The 17,193-nt window shown below is 61.2% G+C and carries 12 protein-coding genes; 7 read left to right on the forward strand and 5 right to left on the reverse strand.

What is annotated here, in order from left to right; genetic code table 11:
• Window positions 1–6: 6 nt before the first annotated feature.
• Window positions 7–534: an inorganic diphosphatase gene (gene ppa / locus OKW35_RS04725; protein ID WP_129958864.1), complete on the reverse strand. Its 528-nt coding sequence runs from the start codon at window positions 532–534 to the stop codon at window positions 7–9.
• Between the two features lie 295 nt (window positions 535–829).
• Here ppa and OKW35_RS04730 point away from each other — a divergent pair, with 295 nt between their 5' ends.
• From OKW35_RS04730 to OKW35_RS04740, 3 genes are all read left to right on the forward strand, one after another.
• On the forward strand, window positions 830–2,269 hold the full coding sequence (locus OKW35_RS04730) for an aldehyde dehydrogenase family protein (RefSeq protein WP_429551363.1): 1,440 nt from the start codon (window positions 830–832) through the stop codon (window positions 2,267–2,269).
• A 91-nt stretch (window positions 2,270–2,360) separates the two neighbouring features.
• Complete coding sequence (locus OKW35_RS04735) at window positions 2,361–3,119, forward strand: SDR family oxidoreductase (RefSeq protein ID WP_429551364.1); 759 nt, start codon at window positions 2,361–2,363, stop codon at window positions 3,117–3,119.
• 140 nt (window positions 3,120–3,259) lie between these two features.
• On the forward strand, window positions 3,260–4,579 hold the full coding sequence (locus tag OKW35_RS04740) for an MFS transporter (RefSeq protein ID WP_429551365.1): 1,320 nt from the start codon (window positions 3,260–3,262) through the stop codon (window positions 4,577–4,579).
• Window positions 4,580–5,279: 700 nt separating this feature from the next.
• Here the strand turns inward: OKW35_RS04740 and OKW35_RS04745 are convergent.
• The gene (locus OKW35_RS04745; RefSeq protein ID WP_429551366.1) at window positions 5,280–5,741 is read right to left on the reverse strand and encodes a phosphatase PAP2 family protein; all 462 of its coding nucleotides are present in this window, start codon (window positions 5,739–5,741) and stop codon (window positions 5,280–5,282) included.
• Between the two features lie 1,221 nt (window positions 5,742–6,962).
• Between OKW35_RS04745 and OKW35_RS04750 the strand changes: the two genes are divergently transcribed.
• Window positions 6,963–7,913 (forward strand): cupin domain-containing protein, encoded by a 951-nt coding sequence (locus OKW35_RS04750; RefSeq protein ID WP_429408461.1) that lies wholly within the window; start codon window positions 6,963–6,965, stop codon window positions 7,911–7,913.
• On the opposite strand, the gene OKW35_RS04755 is transcribed toward OKW35_RS04750, so the two are convergent.
• Complete coding sequence (locus OKW35_RS04755; RefSeq protein WP_429407059.1) at window positions 7,904–8,866, reverse strand: LysR substrate-binding domain-containing protein; 963 nt, start codon at window positions 8,864–8,866, stop codon at window positions 7,904–7,906. The genes OKW35_RS04750 and OKW35_RS04755 overlap by 10 nt on opposite strands.
• Before the next feature lie 681 nt (window positions 8,867–9,547).
• Here OKW35_RS04755 and OKW35_RS04760 point away from each other — a divergent pair.
• Both OKW35_RS04760 and OKW35_RS04765 read left to right on the forward strand, forming a co-directional pair.
• The gene (locus OKW35_RS04760) at window positions 9,548–10,663 is read left to right on the forward strand and encodes a lactonase family protein (RefSeq protein ID WP_429551367.1); all 1,116 of its coding nucleotides are present in this window, start codon (window positions 9,548–9,550) and stop codon (window positions 10,661–10,663) included.
• A gap of 604 nt (window positions 10,664–11,267) precedes the next feature.
• Window positions 11,268–11,846 (forward strand): acetate uptake transporter, encoded by a 579-nt coding sequence (locus tag OKW35_RS04765; RefSeq protein WP_184059554.1) that lies wholly within the window; start codon window positions 11,268–11,270, stop codon window positions 11,844–11,846.
• 341 nt (window positions 11,847–12,187) lie between these two features.
• Here the strand turns inward: OKW35_RS04765 and OKW35_RS04770 are convergent, their stop codons facing one another.
• On the reverse strand, window positions 12,188–12,610 hold the full coding sequence (locus OKW35_RS04770; RefSeq protein WP_090803525.1) for an ACT domain-containing protein: 423 nt from the start codon (window positions 12,608–12,610) through the stop codon (window positions 12,188–12,190).
• 286 nt (window positions 12,611–12,896) lie between these two features.
• On the opposite strand from OKW35_RS04770, the gene acs reads away from it, so the two are divergent.
• Complete coding sequence (gene acs / locus OKW35_RS04775; protein ID WP_429356791.1) at window positions 12,897–14,957, forward strand: acetate--CoA ligase; 2,061 nt, start codon at window positions 12,897–12,899, stop codon at window positions 14,955–14,957.
• A 151-nt stretch (window positions 14,958–15,108) separates the two neighbouring features.
• Here acs and OKW35_RS04780 read toward each other — a convergent pair whose 3' ends face one another.
• Window positions 15,109–17,163 (reverse strand): sigma-54-dependent Fis family transcriptional regulator, encoded by a 2,055-nt coding sequence (locus OKW35_RS04780; protein ID WP_429551368.1) that lies wholly within the window; start codon window positions 17,161–17,163, stop codon window positions 15,109–15,111.
• Window positions 17,164–17,193 lie beyond the last annotated feature (30 nt).

Raw genomic sequence — 17,193 nt, forward strand, 5'->3', positions numbered from 1 at the left:
GCGCGCTTACTTCTTGTAGTTCGCCACGCCTTCGCTGATTTCCTTGTGGGCGGCATCGACGTCGGCCCAGCCTTCGACCTTGACCCACTTGCCCTTCTCGAGCGCCTTGTATTGCTCGAAGAAGTGCTTGATCTGGTCCTTCAGGTAAGCGGGCACGTCGTCGACCGACTTCAGGTTCGCCGTCATCGGGCAGATCTTGTCGTGCGGCACGGCGATCAGCTTCGCGTCGACACCGGACTCATCAGTCATCTGCAGCATGCCGAGCGCGCGGGCACGCACGACCGAGCCTGCCAGCAGCGGGAACGGCGTGATCACCAGCACGTCGACCGGGTCGCCGTCGCCCGACAGCGTCTGCGGAATGAAGCCGTAGTTGGCCGGATAGCGCATGCCGGTGCCGATGAAACGGTCGACGACGAGCAGGCCCAGGTCCTTGTCGGCTTCGTACTTCACCGGGTCGCTTTGCGCCGGGATTTCGATGATGACGTTGAAATCGTGCGGAAGGTCTTTGCCTGCGGGAACGTGATTGAAGCTCATGAGCGCTCTCTGAAGGGGATGGAAATCGGAAGGCGGCGAACGGCGCGCGGGCTGCGGATGCGGTGCGAACTGTGTGCGAACCGCGAACGTCGGGCACTGAAACCCTCTCGCCCCGAACGACGGGGCCGCGCACCGGACCGTACGGAATGCGCCATTATAGCCAATCGGCAGGTGGCATCCGCGGTCGGATCGGCGCGATAATCGGCTGGCGTCTCGCTTCGCGTCTCTACCGTTTTGTGTCTCCCCTTCGAACCCGCGCCGCCGCACGCCGGCCGCACGTCATCAAGGAGCATGCATGGAAGAAGCACGGCATTTCATCGGCGGCGAGTGGTGCGCCGCTTCCGGCGGCGAATCGATCGCCGTACTCGATCCCTCGGACGGCCAGCCGTTCACGCGCATCGCGCGCGGCACCGAGGCCGATATCGACACCGCCGTGCACGCCGCAGGGGCAGCGTTCGACGGCGCATGGGGCGCGCTGAGCGCCGCCGAGCGCGGCCGCGTGCTATACCGGCTGTCGCTGCTGGTGGCAGCGCGCCAGGAAGACCTTGCACGGCTCGAAGCGCGCGACACCGGCAAACCGCTCAGGCAGGCGCGCGCCGACGCCGCCGCCCTGACCCGCTACTTCGAGTTCTACGCCGGCGCGGCCGACAAGCTGCACGGCGAAACTCTGCCCTACCAATCTGGCTACACGGTGCTGACGATCCGCGAGCCGCACGGCGTGACCGGCCACATCGTGCCGTGGAATTACCCGATGCAGATCTTCGGGCGCAGCGTCGGCGCGGCGCTCGCGACCGGCAATGCGTGCGTCGTCAAACCGGCCGAGGACGCGTGCCTTTCCGTGCTGCGGGTCGCAGAGCTCGCCGCTGAGGCCGGCTTGCCGGCCGGTGCGCTGAACATCGTGACCGGCTATGGGCACGAAGCGGGCGCCGCGCTCGCGCGTCATCCGGGCATCGATCACATCTCCTTCACGGGCTCGCCCGAAACCGGCAAGCTCGTCACGCAGATGGCCGCCGAAAACCATGTGCCGGTCACGCTCGAACTCGGCGGCAAGTCGCCGCAAATCGTGTTCGCCGACGCCGATCTCGACGGCGCGCTGCCGGTGCTGATCTCCGCGATCGTGCAGAACGCCGGGCAAACCTGCTCGGCGGGCAGTCGCGTGCTGATCGAGCAGGCGATTTACGAGCCGCTGCTCGACAGACTCAGCAGCGCCTTTCAGGCGTTGCGCGTCGGGCCGTCGAATGCCGACCTCGACTGCGGACCGCTGATCAGCGCGAAACAGCAGCAACGCGTGTGGGATTTTCTGTCGGACGCGCAACACGACGGCATCGCGATGGCCGCGCACGGCGAGGTGATTCCCGAAGCGCCTGAAAGCGGCTTCTATCAGGCCCCGACCTTGCTGCGCGACGTGCCCGCGAGCCACCGCCTCGCGCGCGACGAAGTGTTCGGTCCGGTGCTCGCCGCGATGTCGTTCCGCGACGAAGCCGAAGCGCTCGCGCTCGCGAACGGCACGCAGTTCGGCCTCGTCGCCGGCATCTGGACACGCGATGGCGCGCGCCAGATGCGCCTCGCCCGACGCGTGCGCTCGGGCCAGGTATTCATCAACAACTATGGCGCGGGCGGCGGCGTCGAATTGCCGTTCGGCGGCGTCAAGCATTCGGGACATGGCCGCGAGAAAGGCTTCGAGGCGCTGTATGGCTTTACGGTGCTGAAGACGATCGCGATCCGGCACGGCTAGCGGGTGCCGTAGGGCTCGCTCGCGATCGGCGCGAGCAGCACGTTACACGCAACAACGCATCGCTCTATCCATCACAAACAACGGAGACATCATGCGGTTGACAGGTAAAACGGCCATCGTCACGGGCGGCGGTTCGGGTTTCGGCGAAGGCATCGCAAAGACCTTTGCGCGCGAAGGCGCGAACGTCGTGGTCAACGACCTCAACGGGCCGGCCGCCGAACGCGTCGCGAGTGAGATCGCGATGGCGGGCGGCAAGGCGATCGCGGTCCCCGGCAACGTCGCGCAACGCGACGACTGGCGCACGCTGCGCGAGGCCGCGCTGGAAGACTTCGGCAGCGTGCAGATCGTCGTCAACAACGCGGGCACCACGCATCGCAACAAGCCGGTACTCGAAGTGACCGAGGCCGAGTTCGACCGCGTCTATGCGGTGAACGTGAAGAGCATCTACTGGAGCGTGCAGGAGTTCGTGCCGTATTTTCGCGAGCAAGGCGGCGGCAGCTTCATCAATATCGCGTCGACGGCGGGCGTGCGGCCGCGGCCCGGGCTCGTCTGGTACAACGGCAGCAAGGGCGCGGTGATCGTCGCTAGCAAGTCGCTCGCCGTCGAGCTGGGGCCGGAGCGGATTCGCGTGAACTGCGTGAATCCGGTGATCGGTGAGACCGCGCTGTTGTCCGAGTTCATGGGGGTCGAGGATACGCCGCAGAACCGGCAGAAGTTCCTGGCAGGGATTCCTCTCGGGCGGTTTTCGACGCCGCAGGATATTGCGAATGCGGCGCTGTATCTGGCTTCGGATGAGGCGGAGTTTATTACCGGCGTGTGTCTCGAAGTGGATGGGGGGCGCTGCGTGTAGCGGTAGATGAAGCGCTGCGCACGCACTGCGTGCGCGGTCAGTGTTTTCCCCCGATATCGATTCGTCCTGCAAAAGACCTGGCGCGGATAGAATCGTTCGGCGGCGGCACTTCAATTCCATAAAAATGAGGAGACATAGTCATGGCTAGTCCTGCAAATCCGCTCCACCATCCCGGCGCTGGCGCGCCGCCTTCGACGTTCGAAGAGGCGACTTATCGCAAGGTTACCTGGCGGCTCGCGCCGCTATTGATGCTCTGCTACATCGTTGCCTATCTGGACCGTGTGAACGTCGGCTTCGCGAAGCTGGGGATGAGCACCGATCTTGGCTTGAGCGATGCGGTGTATGGCTTCGGCGCGGGGATTTTCTTCCTCGGCTATTTCATCTTCGAAGTGCCGAGCAACGTGATCCTGCATAAGGTCGGCGCGCGTGTCTGGATCGCGCGGATCATGATTTCGTGGGGCGTGATATCCATGCTGACGATGTTAGTCACCACGCCGACGATGTTTTATGTGATGCGCTTTTTGCTTGGACTTGCAGAGGCGGGGTTCTTTCCTGGGATTATTTTGTATCTCACCTACTGGTATCCGGCGCATCGGCGTGGACGGATGACGACCTGGTTTATGACGGCGATTGCGTTGTCGGGGGTGATTGGTGGGCCGGTGTCTGGGTACATCCTGAAGAACTTCAACGGCGTGAACGGGTGGCACGGGTGGCAGTGGCTGTTTCTGCTCGAGGGGGTGCCGTCGGTGCTGGTTGGGATCATCGTGTTCGTGATGCTCGATGATCGGATTTCGAAGGCTAAGTGGCTGACCCGGGAAGAGCAGCAGTTGCTTGAGAGTCAGGTGTCGGCTGAGGAAGCGACCAAGCACGATATGCCGATTCGGCAGGTACTCACTAGCGGGCGGGTGTTGATGTTGAGCCTCACGTACTTCTCGTTTGTGATGGGGCTTTATGGGGTGAGCTTCTGGTTGCCGACGATTATCAAATCGACCGGCGTTACCGATGCGTTTTTGATTGGGCTGCTATCGGCGGTGCCGTTTGCGGCGGCTGTTGTGGCGATGGTGTTTGTGGCGCGGAGTGCGGATCGGTCGAGGGAACGGAGATGGCATATTGCGTTGCCGGCGTTTCTTGGTGCTGTGGGGCTCGTGCTTTCCGTCGTTTGGGCGCATAACACCCTGCTTGCCATGACTGGGTTGACGCTGGCTACCATGGGCATCCTCACTACACTGCCGTTGTTTTGGAGTTTGCCTACGGCGATTCTGGCAGGCACCGGCGCCGCTGCCGGGATTGCGATGATCAATTCGATTGGCAACCTTGCCGGTTTCCTTAGTCCTTATGCTGTGGGGTGGTTGAAGGAGGTTACCGCGGCGAACGATTCGGGGATGTATATGTTGGCGGCGTTCATGGTGCTGGGCGGTTTGCTTGCTATTAGTGCGCCGGCGAGGATGGTTAATAAGTGATTGGAGTCGCTGCTGAATGTTGCAGAAAGAGTGATTGCCCGCCTTCGCGGAATGCCACCGACGAGGTCGGGTTTATATGACCTTAGTGAAGCAGACGCAAAATCAGTCGGTGTCAAATTGGCGGGCGAGCTTCGCTCGACTTACTTCAAAAGCGTCCCCCCCAGTGTTGGGCGCGTTGGCATTTGGAGCAATGACTCGGGTTAGTGCCTCGCGTGTGAGCTCCCAACCGAAAGCTATAGCCGTACACGAGCAGCGGCACCTGTGGTGATCGGCCAACAATCAATCTTCCGTAACCAGCTCGGACACTCAGGCTTCCACTGCACCCAGGAAGCAGCCATTAAATCTGAGGGATGGCGGTCGCTTCTCATCGGCCATACCCGACGTTCGGCTGTCGGGGTTTGTGAGGCCGCTCCAAGTCGCATTTCCGACATTTGCATATCGGAGTTGGCGAATGTCGCACTCGCTGCGAGCGAATGCGTACTGTCGCCCCCTTTCGGTCCTTCGACGCAACGTGGTGAAATCGTCAGGTTTGGAGGGCGGATTCAAACGGCCATTCCATCGCGATGACGGTTCGCGCTGCTGGATACGGGTGGTGGCGAGCAAACTCTGCGCGTCGAACTTACGGAGCGTTGTTCAAACGAGGTCAGGACGTCGCCGCGCCGCCACCTGCACACCAGTCACGTCCGTTTCGCAACCAGATCTAGAACCGCTTCGCGAAGCCAACCGTAAAACCGTGCGGGAGAATCTGCACGAACAGGGGTGTCTGCCACGTCGTGCTCAAGTATCCTACCGCCGTGCCAAGCGCCCAACCGGCGAGGACGTCGGTCTGCCAATGCGCCTGGCTTTTCACGCGTGCGATCGAATCATAGAGCGGCAACACCTCGAGTGCCCAAACCCACGGATCACGCCGACCATAGTTGACGATGAACGGCGTTACGAAACTCGCCTGAAGGGTGACTTCACCACTGGGAAAACTCTTTCCGCCGCTGAACCATTGGTTCGGTCCCTGGCCAGCGCTGGGCCGCTGGCGACCGAACGCATATTTCATGCCTTGGGCAGCGACCGCCGATATCGCCGTAGCGTCGGCCGTTTGCCAGAATGTATGGCCCAGTTCGTTGTCGTTCCCAAGCCACAGAGCCCCACCCGCCGTCGTGGCTATCACGGCGTATTCAAGTGCGAGCTGAACATTGCGGTTCCATATGCCGCTCTGATCCAGCGCGACTTCATGATCGATCCCGCCGGCATATGCGCCCGAAAAAGTGAACGCCGTGATTGCGGCGGCTCGGCACCGTCTCCCTGTCACCCTGATTCCAGAAGTCATCGATCTCATTTTCGCCCTCGCGCAGCAGTGTGGCGAAAGGTTCGCGTAACTAGCTTTCTGCAGTTACTTTAAGACGCAACGTGAACGACGATCGCGGCCCGCACCATGATCGCCATGGATCATGGTGGCGACGATTGAAGGCAACTTCAGTCCGCCCCGGATCTATTCAAACCTTCCGATACTTCAATTGGCGCCTCGATGCGTAAACCGCCAGCAGAAGGAACTGCCGTCAACGTACCAACGCGACGGGATGCACAGCATGTGGTCGAATACGGTGAAACCCATGTTGCACAAGATCGTACTAGACCGATCTGAAGGAAACGTTAAGACCCGAAACGTTTCCAATGCTTAGGGAGCTAAGCCATGTCACATCAGCATCGAATTGATCGTGCCGGGCATATTCTCGCGATGGCACCAGAGGCGGCTTGAAAGGTCCTGTTAGCGCGGCACTTAACAACATGTCGAACCAATGTCGTCGGGCCCGGATCTCTGGTTTACCGAGGCCTGTGGCTGCCTGGGAAATCCCTAAATCCATGAACAGGACGGCCTGCCAGCATGAGTGCTTACGCCGCTAGACCGGCCTCAAGAGAAATGGCTGGTGTTGAAATGGATACGCATCCTCTACCGCTGCTGGCAGACTGGGACACGATACGACGAAAGCGTCTATCTAAACGCATTGAGGAAGCGAGGCTCGCCCCTTCTTGCAAACCTCATGCTTCCCCCTTCTAAAAGCTTGACGGACCGCCTCAGGGCGTGAAGCGGTCGATCAGAGTCCGAAATCAAACGTCCTTCGGTACGATTTCGGCCCGTCAACACAACCTCGTTGAACATTGCCTCCTGGCCAAACCTTGGCCGACGATGAACTGCCTAGCGGCCCGGCACGAACAACCCGCCGCGCCTCGAAACCGTCGTGGCACGGTGTTCCTTTTGCGCAAAGGTGATTTCGATGTCCGGCACTTCCGGCGCCAACGCCCCGCGCCTAAAGTCAGGTCAGCCTTCGGATGCGGATCCTCACAAATGGAACCGCGCGAAGCCCCCTCAAAACTCAAAAGGAGCAAGACCATGCTGACCAGGACATCCCCCGCGCTTCTCACCAAACCGAATGTCGCCACGGAAGACGCGCAATACTTCGAATACACTTCGTCCGCCAATCCGATTGGTGCGAAGCTCATCTCGCGTGTGCCGTTCTGCAGCTTCTCGCCTTCGCTTTATGCAGACGGCGCAACCCGAGTCGTGCCGCTTGACCTGTCTGCGGAGTTGGGCTGCCCGGGTCCCGCGACCGGTCCCGGCTTGAGCGCCAACTTCCTGCGCATCAATGCGGGCGATGCGTTGACACTCGATCCCAATGCGACCTCGCAGGTCTGCTATGTCATTAGCGGAGCGGGTAGCGTGCAGCAGTCCGAAACGAGCTTCCCCTTTTCGATGGGCGATTTCTTCACGTTCCCGGGCGGCCATGCCACGGTGCTGTCCGCTGCTGCGACGGCCACGCTCTATTACGTCAATGACGCGCCGCTGCTGACCTATCTTGGTACCACCGGAGTACATGCGCGCTTTGCGCCGACACGCTATCCAGCCGCCGAGGCGCAGGCAGCACTGCGCGCGGTCGCGGAACAAGCGAACGCGGGTCGTCGCAACCGCATCAGCGTACTAATGGGCAACACCAACTTTCCGCAGACGCGCACGGTCACGCATGTGTTGTGGGCGATGTTCGGCATCGTGCCGCCCAACTCGGTGCAGAAGCCGCACCGGCACCAGTCGATTGCACTCGACTTCATCGCCAGCGGCAAGCCGGGTGTCTATACGCTGGTCGGAACGGAACTGGACAGGGATGGCAATATCGTGAACCCGACCCGCGTCGATTGGAAAACGGGGATGGCATTCGTCACGCCGCCGGGACACTGGCATGCGCATTTCAACGAAACGAACGAAAATGCCTATGTGATTCCGATTCAGGATGCAGGCTTGCAGACTTACCTGCGCACGCTAGACATCCGCTTCGCCCATCAAGGCTGACGCTCCAGTGCGAGGCCGTCGTCCCAGTACGGCGGCTCGCCAAACGACTCGGCATAGAAATCCACGAAGGCGCGCACCTTCGACGAGACGATCTTCTTCGGTGGGTAGACCGCCCAGACCGCGGGTTCGGCTCGTCCGGTGCGTGCTTCCCATTCCGGTAGCACGTGCTGCAAGCGTCCTCCGCGCAGGGCCGTAGAGGCGAGCCATGTCGGCAGGAGCGCCACGCCACAACCGGCCACGGCGAGCGCGAGCACGGCTTCGGAGTCGTCAGCGCGCAAGCGCCCCTGCAACTCCACCAGCACCTGTTCCTGTTCTTGCGACGCCCGCGCGTCCGCGGTGACCAGCGTGAAATACCATTTGTCGTCCGGGACCAGGGACACGCGAAGCGCATCGCGCGCGGCCAGATCGCCAGGCACACGCGGTGTGCCGCTACGCGCGAAATACGCCGGGCTGCCACAGACGATACGACGATGCGGTGCCAGGCGCCTCGCCATCAATGACGAATCGGGCAGCACGCCGGTACGGATCGCCACATCAATGCCCGCATCGATCATGTTGAGCGTTTCGTCCGTAGAGACGATGTCGAGGTCGATATCAGGATAGCGCGCCATGAAGGCCGGCAGATGCGGCACGATGTGCAGGCGGCCGAATGCCGGTGGCATTGTCACGCGCAGCACGCCTTGTGGCGTGCGATTTAGCGACGACGTCACTTCGCGCGCGTCATCGAGTGCTTGCAACGCTAACAAGGCGTGTTCACGAAACAGCCGGCCGCCTTCTGTCAGGACGAGGCCGCGCGTCGACCGGTTGAATAGGGCGATGCCCAGATCTCTTTCGAGTTCGCTTACGTAGCGGGAGACAGTCGAGGTCTTGACTGACAGTGCATTGGCCGTCTTGCTGAAGCTCTGCAGTTCCGCTGCGCAAACGAAGGCCCGTACTGCGGCGAAGTAGTCCATGGACTGTCTGACGTGGATGGGATTACCTGGCTTTTGCCGAGACCGGTAGTGTACTGCCCCGGCGCGGGCGAGTGTCGCTCGTTCCCCGGCTGCAGGCCGGCAGCGATTGGCGGCACGCGACCCCTTCGAGTCACTCAATCCACGTTGACGAATGTCCCCCTGCTGCCCTACAGGAGGCCATCGTCAATCTGTTCGCCCCGAAGGGCTTTTCAAGTCAAGGCCGAAGGTAGTCCATTGGCAGCACTTACTGGCGGATCAGTCATACCTTTGGCGGGATTCAACGGCATTGGGAGCACCGTCAAAAAATGTTCATGGTCAAGCGGCCCAGATGGACTATATACAAACGAGGGGCGGCGAATGGCTGTACGTCCAACGAAAACCGCCCTTGACTCAGGTCCGCGAGAGCCGCAGTCAAGCCGAACGGAGATGTACGACGCCGAATAGTCGCGACCCGGCTCCCGACCAATCCACCGCTGCCCGATGTTCCCTGTTCGACCTCCTTAACCACCGTGTAGTAAAGCGACAAGGGGTGAAGTAATGAAACAGCTCGCGAACTGGGTAACGCTCTTGCGGGTCTGCCTGTAGCCCAATTTATCAAGGACGTAACGTACAGCTACCTGCTCTGCCCACTCGTCCATCCGACGTCACCCGTTCGCTCGTCGCCCACGCAAGGAGTACGCCATGTCATTTTTCACGTGCCGTTTAACGTTTCTATTGCGAACCATCGCGTTCGCGACGGCGTTAGGATTCGCTTCAATCAGCATTGCGCAAGCCGATTCGGAGGTCGATCCGCCAGGAGCGGTTTACGTTCTGTCAAACCAGCCGTCCGGGAACTCGGTTCTTGTCTATTCGCGGGCTGCCAACGGAATACTCACCTACGAAGCCACGTACTCAACCGGCGGCCAAGGAGCAGGCACAGGAACCGATCCGCTAGGCTCGCAGGGTTCGCTGACGTTGCAAGGGGGCTTTCTGTTCGCCGTGAATGCCGGCAGCAATGATGTTTCGCTGTTCGCGGTCGACGGCAGCAAACTGACGCTGCTCGACAGAAAACCATCGGGTGGTCAAATGCCCGTCAGCGTGACCGTGAAGGGGCCCATCGCGTATGTGCTCAATGCCGGAGGCACACCGAACATCAATGGCTTTATCGTCGACGCGTTTGGCAAGCGTCTCGTTCCATTACCAGGCTCACAACGACCACTTGCCGGCGGAAACTCCGCCCAGCCCGCGCAAGTGAAGTTTGCGCCGGAAGGCAACGAACTGCTCGTGACCGAAAAGGGCACACAACTCATTGACACGTATTATGTCGGCTTCACCGGTTACGCCTCGAAGACTCCAACCCCCCATGCGTCAAACGGCGTCACGCCGTTCGGCTTTTCCATCACGACCCGGGGTTATGCGATCGTCTCCGAGGCCGGATCTGGTTCGGTTTCCTCATATGAGGTCGAGGACAGCAAACATCTGACTTCCATCAGTGCGGCAATTCCCTTGGGCCAGAGCGCCCCTTGCTGGCTTGTCACCACGGGCGATGGACGTTTTGCCTACACGGCCAATGCCGGTAGCGGCTCGATCAGCAGTCTGCGGATCGCGGCGGACGGCACAGTACGCTTGCTCAATCCGACTGCAGGCACACTCAGCGCTCCCCTTGACATGGCGCTCAGTGGTCACAGCAAATTCCTCTACGTTCGTGAAGGTAACGGCGCTGTAAGTGGCTTTCGCGTGATGCCAGACGGAACACTCGAGCCACTTGGCTCAGTCACCGGCGTACCGCCGGGGGCGCAAGGGATCGCGGCGCGCTAGACACATCTCCCCCGCGCTGGGAGATGTGCACGCGGGATCATGCTTTCGTATCCCTGTATCGGCAGCCTTCGCGCAAGAACGTTGCCGGTACCGCTGAGCACCCGCCGTCCACCTTGATCCGATTGAAATCGAGGCTCCCGGTCAAGCAGGTGTTAGGTGAGTCCAAACGGGCGACGGTGAGCGAGTCGAATCCCATCACTTTCTTCAAGGCTTCCTGGAGTCACATTGACTCCCGGCCCTCCCATGGCCGATCCGGCCGGTTGGCACGGGTCCGGCCAAGAGGCCGCTCTTGAGTGCCCAACCGACGCTCGAACGCCATTGACCCGCTTTCGATCACGTTCATACGGGTAGCGACACGCTGCGTCTATCTGGCGGTCATCGTCCAGCCAGATCAGTACCATCCGATTCGGCGAGCGGCGCAACGCATCCTACACTTAAGTTCAACCGCGCAGGCTTGCACGTGGCTGCGCCACAAATTGGGCCGAACGCATATTGCGCTGATGGCCATCGATAGCGAGCATGGCGCGGTCGCGTTCGGCGGCGACCGAGGGATTCGTATCGTCTCCGGATATGTCTCAGATGCTAACCACCAAGGAGGCGGTTTATGAACAGTAAGTTAGCCAACCCGGCGCCGCTCGGGCTCGCTGGATTCGCATTCACCACATGGATGCTCAGCATGGTGAACGCCGGCTGGTTCGACAAGGATGCCTTGGGGCTCGTGCTGGCGCTAGCGTTCGCTTTCGGCGGCACGGCGCAGATGATCGCGGGCGTGCTCGAATTTCCACGCGGCAATACGCTAGGCACGGTGGCGTTCCTCAGTTACGGCTCCTTCTGGTGGTCCTTTGCGCTGTTTGTCGCGTTCCTGGGCACCAAGGTGCCTGAGGCCTTCATCGGCTGGTATCTGTTTGTGTGGGGGGTCTTCACGTTCTACATGTGGATCGGCTCGCTGCACACGAGTACGTCTGTGCAACTGGTGTTTCTCTCGCTGTGGGTCACTTTTCTGCTGTTGGCGATCGGCGCATGGACAGGTATGGGCGTTGCCACGCGGGCCGGCGGCTATGTAGGCTTGATTACCGCTCTACTGGCGTTCTACGCGTCGGCGGCGATGGTGATCAACGAAAGCTTCGGACACACCGTGCTTCCGACACACGACTGGGCACAAGCCCATCCGCGAGCGGCCTAGCCACTCGGCGCGGGTCGGCCGGCGTGCAGCAAGCGCGCCGGCCAGTCAGGCCTGCGGTGCTCCACGGAGACGGAGACCAAGTCTGCGTATCGAGTCTTTCCGGTATCAGCTAAGTGGGTCGAGAAATGTGGACCGACTGGACTCGTTACGAGGCGATGGATCGCCGTTCGATGGAGGAACTCTGATGTTCGAACGAATACCCCCTGACAATTCGCGCTATCGGCGGGTGTGATCACTGGCCGGCTCTACGACGTCATAAACGTGTCAGAGCGCTGCTCTGATGGCGTCCCACGGCCGGCGCGGCACGCAAACACTCCTTTTGGTCGCGGCGGCGCAACGTCCTACGCCTGCTGCAAAATCTCCATTGCACGAATCGTGTCACCCAGCGCGTCCATTGCCAGGTAGGCAACGAACTGTGTGCCGATAGCGGCAGCCGAAACGCCGCGAAGGTTGATTCCCCCGGTAGCCAACTTTTGGGTCAACTCTGCAATGATGCCCGGCCGGTCGGGGCCCATCACCCGCACCGAGTGAAGACTCGGGAGGACGTTGAACCCCACCTGCGAGGCGGCACGAATTTCTCGGTCGTTCTGAAGCGGCGCGAGAAACACGACCGCCTTCCCGGGTGCTTCCGCAGTTCGACGGGAGATGATGAATTGCAGGTTCGCTCCGGCATCTCGCAGGACACTTAACACTTCGGCGAGACCGCCGGGCCTGTCCTCGATTGTGGCCGCCCATACATCGACACGTTCAACGAGCAGATCCATGGCGCTTCTCCCGTTTGATGAACCCCAATGAAAATTGAGTTCAGGGTTGAGCGACCGGCAAGTCAACGCTCCTCGTCGCGCTAACACCATTGGCCCTCGGGATGCAGCTCTTTGACAGGGAATACGTTGCTTGGCATTGCATCCGCCCTGGCCTTAAATTCGTTATGCAGCGCACGGACTGTCGCGCCTGGTGTCCAGACCCATGAGACAGGTCGAAAGACGCGCTGCCGCGGGTAGCGTGGGACACCTCGTGTCCCTGGGCACCTAGAAGCAAGGAGGAACTGTCATGTCACGAGACAAGTCATCGCGCCGCGCTTCCGCAGAGCAACAAGCGGCCGAGGTTTCCGAGGCGCAAATCGCCGTGCACTGGCCTGAAGAGGAATATTTCCCGCCGCCCGCCTCGTTCATCGCCCAAGCCAATCTGACAGACGCGGGAGTGTTCGCACGTTTCTCTCTCGACAAATTCCCCGAGTGCTTCAAGGAGTTCGCGGACCTTCTCGACTGGTACAGGTACTGGGACACGATGTTCGACGCGAGCAATCCTCCGTTCTGGCGCTGGTTCGTCGGTGGCCGGATCAATGCCTGCTACAACTGCGTGGATCGTCACCTCGCCGCCTACCGGAACAAGGCCGCGATCCATTTCGTGCCAGAGCCCGAGGACGAGACGGTCCAGCATGTCACCTACCAGGAACTTTATGTCCGCGTAAGCGAGTTCGCGGCCATGCTACGCGACTTCTGCGGTCTAAAAGCCGGTGACCGGGTTACTCTCCATATGCCTATGGTGGCGGAGCTGCCCATCACGATGCTCGCCTGCGCCCGGCTCGGAGTGATTCACTCGCAGGTATTTAGCGGCTTCAGCGGCGCGGCCTGCGCCGACCGCATCCTGGATTCCGAGAGCCGTCTGCTGATTACGATGGACGCTTACTGGCGTGGCGGCAAGCTGATCGATCACAAGGAAAAAGCCGACACCGCGTTCGCCGAAGCTGCCGGGAAGGGTCATCAGGCCGAGAAGGTTCTGATCTGGCAGCGGTATCCGGGCAAGTATTCGAGTCCGACGCAGCTCGTGGAAGAACGCGATGTCATCGTCAACGACGCCCTCAAGGCGTTTCGCGGCAAACGTGTCGAGCCCGTGCAGATGCCCGCTGAGGCACCGCTATTCCTCATGTATTCGAGCGGTACCACGGGCCGCCCCAAGGGGTGCCAGCATTCCATTGGAGGCTACCTCGCCTACGTCGCCTGGACATCGAAATACATCCAGGACATCCACCCCGAGGACGTGTATTGGTGCATGGCCGACATCGGCTGGATTACCGGTCACTCCTACATTGTCTACGGCCCGCTCGCGCTCGCGGCCTCGTCGGTCGTGTACGAAGGCGTGCCCGTCTACCCCGATGCCGGGCGCCCTTGGCGAATTGCCGAAAACCTCGGCGTCAATATCTTCCACACGTCGCCGACTGCGATCCGCGCACTGCGGCGCAGCGGACCGGACGAACCCGCGAAGTACAGCTATCACTTCAAGCACATGACGACCGTGGGCGAACCCATCGAGCCCGAAGTCTGGAAGTGGTATCACCGGTCTGTCGGGAAGGGGGAGGCCGTCATCGTCGACACGTGGTGGCAAACTGAAACGGGCGGGTTCCTTTGCAGCACGGTGCCGGCGTTGCACAAGATGAAGCCCGGCAGTGCCGGTCCGGGAATACCTGGTATTCATCCGGTGATTTACGACGACGCCGGTAATGAACTTGCAAGCGGTTCCGGCAAGGCGGGCAACATCTGTATTCTCAATCCGTGGCCCGGCGCGTTTCAGACCATCTGGAGGGCCCCGGAGCGCTACGTGAAAACGTACTATGCCCGCTACTGCCGGGATCCCAAGAGCAAGGACTGGCGCGACTGGCCCTACATGGCGGGAGACGGTGCTGTCGACGCTGCGGACGGCTACTTCCGGATTCTCGGTCGCATCGACGACGTGATCAACGTCGCCGGCCATCGCCTCGGTACCAAAGAAATCGAGTCAGCCGCCCTGCTTGTCCCCGAAGTCGTCGAAGCGGCTGTCGTGCCGGTCGCCGACGAGATCAAGGGCAGAGTGCCCGAACTGTATGTTTCGTTAAAGCCCGGGGTGGAAGCTTCGGAGGAGCTTGCAAAGCGGGTCACAGACTCGGTGGTCGATCGGATCGGAGCCATCGCGAAGCCGCACCGGGTAGTCATTGTTCCGGACATGCCCAAGACCCGGTCGGGCAAGATCATGCGGCGCGTGCTCGCAGCACTTTCAAACCATCAAGACCCCGGAGACGTATCCACGCTGGCTAACCCGGAGGTCGTTGACAGTCTGCGCGAGCTCGTGAAGTAATGGGGGCTACGTCCATGATCATCACGCGGCGCGCGCGGCCGGCGGGCGGCCATCGGGCGCCGCAGCCTTCGTCACCCATGTGACTCGACTCATAGGGAAAACTGGCCGGTCACCGCGGCCATTATCGATTGGTCCTGCGCAAACTCCCGCGTCAATCCTTTTCCGCCACCCGCCCCGGCTGCACAGCCGGCATCCTGCGATAGATCGTGTTCCGCGAGACCCCGAGCGCACGCGCCGCGGCAGACACGTTTCCGCCGTGGCGCGCCAGCGTCATCGCAACCACAGAGGTGGCAACATCCTGCAGCCGAGCACCGTCGGGCAGCGACGCATCGCCAGCAGCAGGGGCATCCGCAGCCGAACCGGCCGAAATGGCTGAAGAGCTCGAAGCGGCCGACGCAGCAGAGTCCCCCTGTCCAACCTCGCCATCGCCGCAACCCGCGCGCCCCACATCATCCAAAAAATCATCCGGCAAATGCTCCCACCGAATCACCCCATCCTCATCCACCATCGCCGCCGCAGTGCGCAGCAGATTAGCCAGTTGCCGACAGTTTCCCGGCCACGCATGTCGCCCGAACACCGCCATCACATCAGCCGCAACACTGAGCGCCTGCCGCCCCCCGCTTTCGACTGATTCCCACCGCAACATCTTTTGAACGACGACCGCGAGATCGCTCCGCTCACGCAACGCCGGCAACCGAACCGCAAGCCCGTTGATCCGATAGTAAAGATCCTCACGAAACTGGTTCTGCGCGATCATCTCGCGCAAGTTGCGGTGGGTCGCGCAAATAATGGAGACATCGACAGGAACCGCCCGCGTCGCCCCAAGCGGCGTCACAACCCGCTCCTGCAAAACACGCAGCAACCGCACCTGCAACGAATACGGCATATCCCCGATCTCATCGAGAAACAGCGTGCCTCCATTCGCCTGCATCAGCTTGCCGATCGCCCCTTTACGCCGCGCGCCGGTAAACGCACCCTCTTCATACCCGAATAGCTCAGATTCGATCAGCGACTCCGGAATCGAAGCACAGTTAACCGCAACGAACGGCCCCTCACCTCGCGGCGAATCGTTATGAATCGCCTGCGCGAGCAACTCCTTGCCGGTACCGGTCTCGCCGGTGATCAGAATCGGAATATCCTTGCCGAGCACCTTGCGAACCTTCGCGATCAGTGCGGACACACGAGCATCGCCGGTATCGAGATCGCCGAGCCGCGACAGTCCCGCAGCCGGTTGACGCGCATTCGCACACACCGGTCGCGGTGCGACTGCACCCTGCACATCGACGGCTCCACGCCCCAGCCCAAACGACGCCCGCCTGAACTGCCCGCGCGCGCAAACCACCGCACCGTTGTGCAAATTCAGCATCAGATGCGGCGCGACGCCATGCGTCAAACGATCGATCAATTGCGCATACGAGATCTGAAATAGCGACGACAGCGTATGCGCGCGCAACGCAGCGAGCGACAAGCCCAACTGAAACTGCGCACTTCGATTCGCGGACAGAAAGCGCCCATCATCGGTAAACGCAATGATCCCTTCCATCAGCGTGCCGAGAAATTCCGGCCGGCCGTGGAAAGATACTTGCAGCACGTCGCGAAACGCAGTCGAAAACAGATGGTTCTCGATCATCTGCACCGACATTTTCGCGAGTGCCGTCGTGTGCTGGTGATAGCTGCGGTGGTCGCCCGTCACGTCGAGCACGCCGATCAGATCGCCGTACGGATCGAGAATCGGCACGCTCGAACAGGTCAGGAAGCGGTTAGCAGCCAGATAGTGCTGGTCCCCATGAACGACCATCGCACATCCCTCGGCCAGCGAGGTACCGATCGCGTTGGTCCCCTGACGATCCTCGGCCCAGTTCGCGCCAGGCCGCAGCGCCACTTTTTCCGCGCGATGCAGAAAGTCGTCGTCGCCGATCGAATGCAGGATCAACCCTTCGGCGTTGGTCAGCACGATCATGCTTTGCGTGTTGACGATCTGCTCGCGCAGCGTCTCCATGACCGGCATCGCATGCGCGCACAGCACCTGGTTCTGTTCGCGCTTCAGCGCGAGTCCCATGTCGGACAGGATGTCGTAATCCGGCCGGATCGATGCGCGCAGGCCGAACGTCTCGGAGCGTTCGTGGGCTTTCTGGATCGCCGGTGCGGGCCAACCTTTGGAGCGGTTAGCCGCCGCCACGCCGAGCGGATGAACGTCGTCGCGCATTGTCTCCTCCTGAATGCGCCCGGGTCGTGC

Origin of the sequence: Paraburkholderia sp. MM5477-R1 (assembly GCF_050436385.1) — a bacterium.
GTDB lineage: Bacteria > Pseudomonadota > Gammaproteobacteria > Burkholderiales > Burkholderiaceae > Paraburkholderia > Paraburkholderia tuberum.

Bases quoted from the DNA above. Each gene is read 5' to 3' on its own strand.
- OKW35_RS04770 (WP_090803525.1), bottom strand. From the start codon at position 12,610: ATGGATCTGCTCGTTGAACGTGTCGATGTATGGGCGGCCACAATCGAG.
- OKW35_RS04780 (WP_429551368.1), bottom strand. From the start codon at position 17,163: ATGCGCGACGACGTTCATCCGCTCGGCGTGGCGGCGGCTAACCGCTCC.
- OKW35_RS04760 (WP_429551367.1), top strand. From the start codon at position 9,548: ATGTCATTTTTCACGTGCCGTTTAACGTTTCTATTGCGAACCATCGCG.
- OKW35_RS04755 (WP_429407059.1), bottom strand. From the start codon at position 8,866: ATGGACTACTTCGCCGCAGTACGGGCCTTCGTTTGCGCAGCGGAACTG.
- OKW35_RS04740 (WP_429551365.1), top strand. From the start codon at position 3,260: ATGGCTAGTCCTGCAAATCCGCTCCACCATCCCGGCGCTGGCGCGCCG.
- ppa (WP_129958864.1), bottom strand. From the start codon at position 534: ATGAGCTTCAATCACGTTCCCGCAGGCAAAGACCTTCCGCACGATTTC.
- acs (WP_429356791.1), top strand. From the start codon at position 12,897: ATGTCACGAGACAAGTCATCGCGCCGCGCTTCCGCAGAGCAACAAGCG.
- OKW35_RS04765 (WP_184059554.1), top strand. From the start codon at position 11,268: ATGAACAGTAAGTTAGCCAACCCGGCGCCGCTCGGGCTCGCTGGATTC.
- OKW35_RS04750 (WP_429408461.1), top strand. From the start codon at position 6,963: ATGCTGACCAGGACATCCCCCGCGCTTCTCACCAAACCGAATGTCGCC.
- OKW35_RS04735 (WP_429551364.1), top strand. From the start codon at position 2,361: ATGCGGTTGACAGGTAAAACGGCCATCGTCACGGGCGGCGGTTCGGGT.
- OKW35_RS04730 (WP_429551363.1), top strand. From the start codon at position 830: ATGGAAGAAGCACGGCATTTCATCGGCGGCGAGTGGTGCGCCGCTTCC.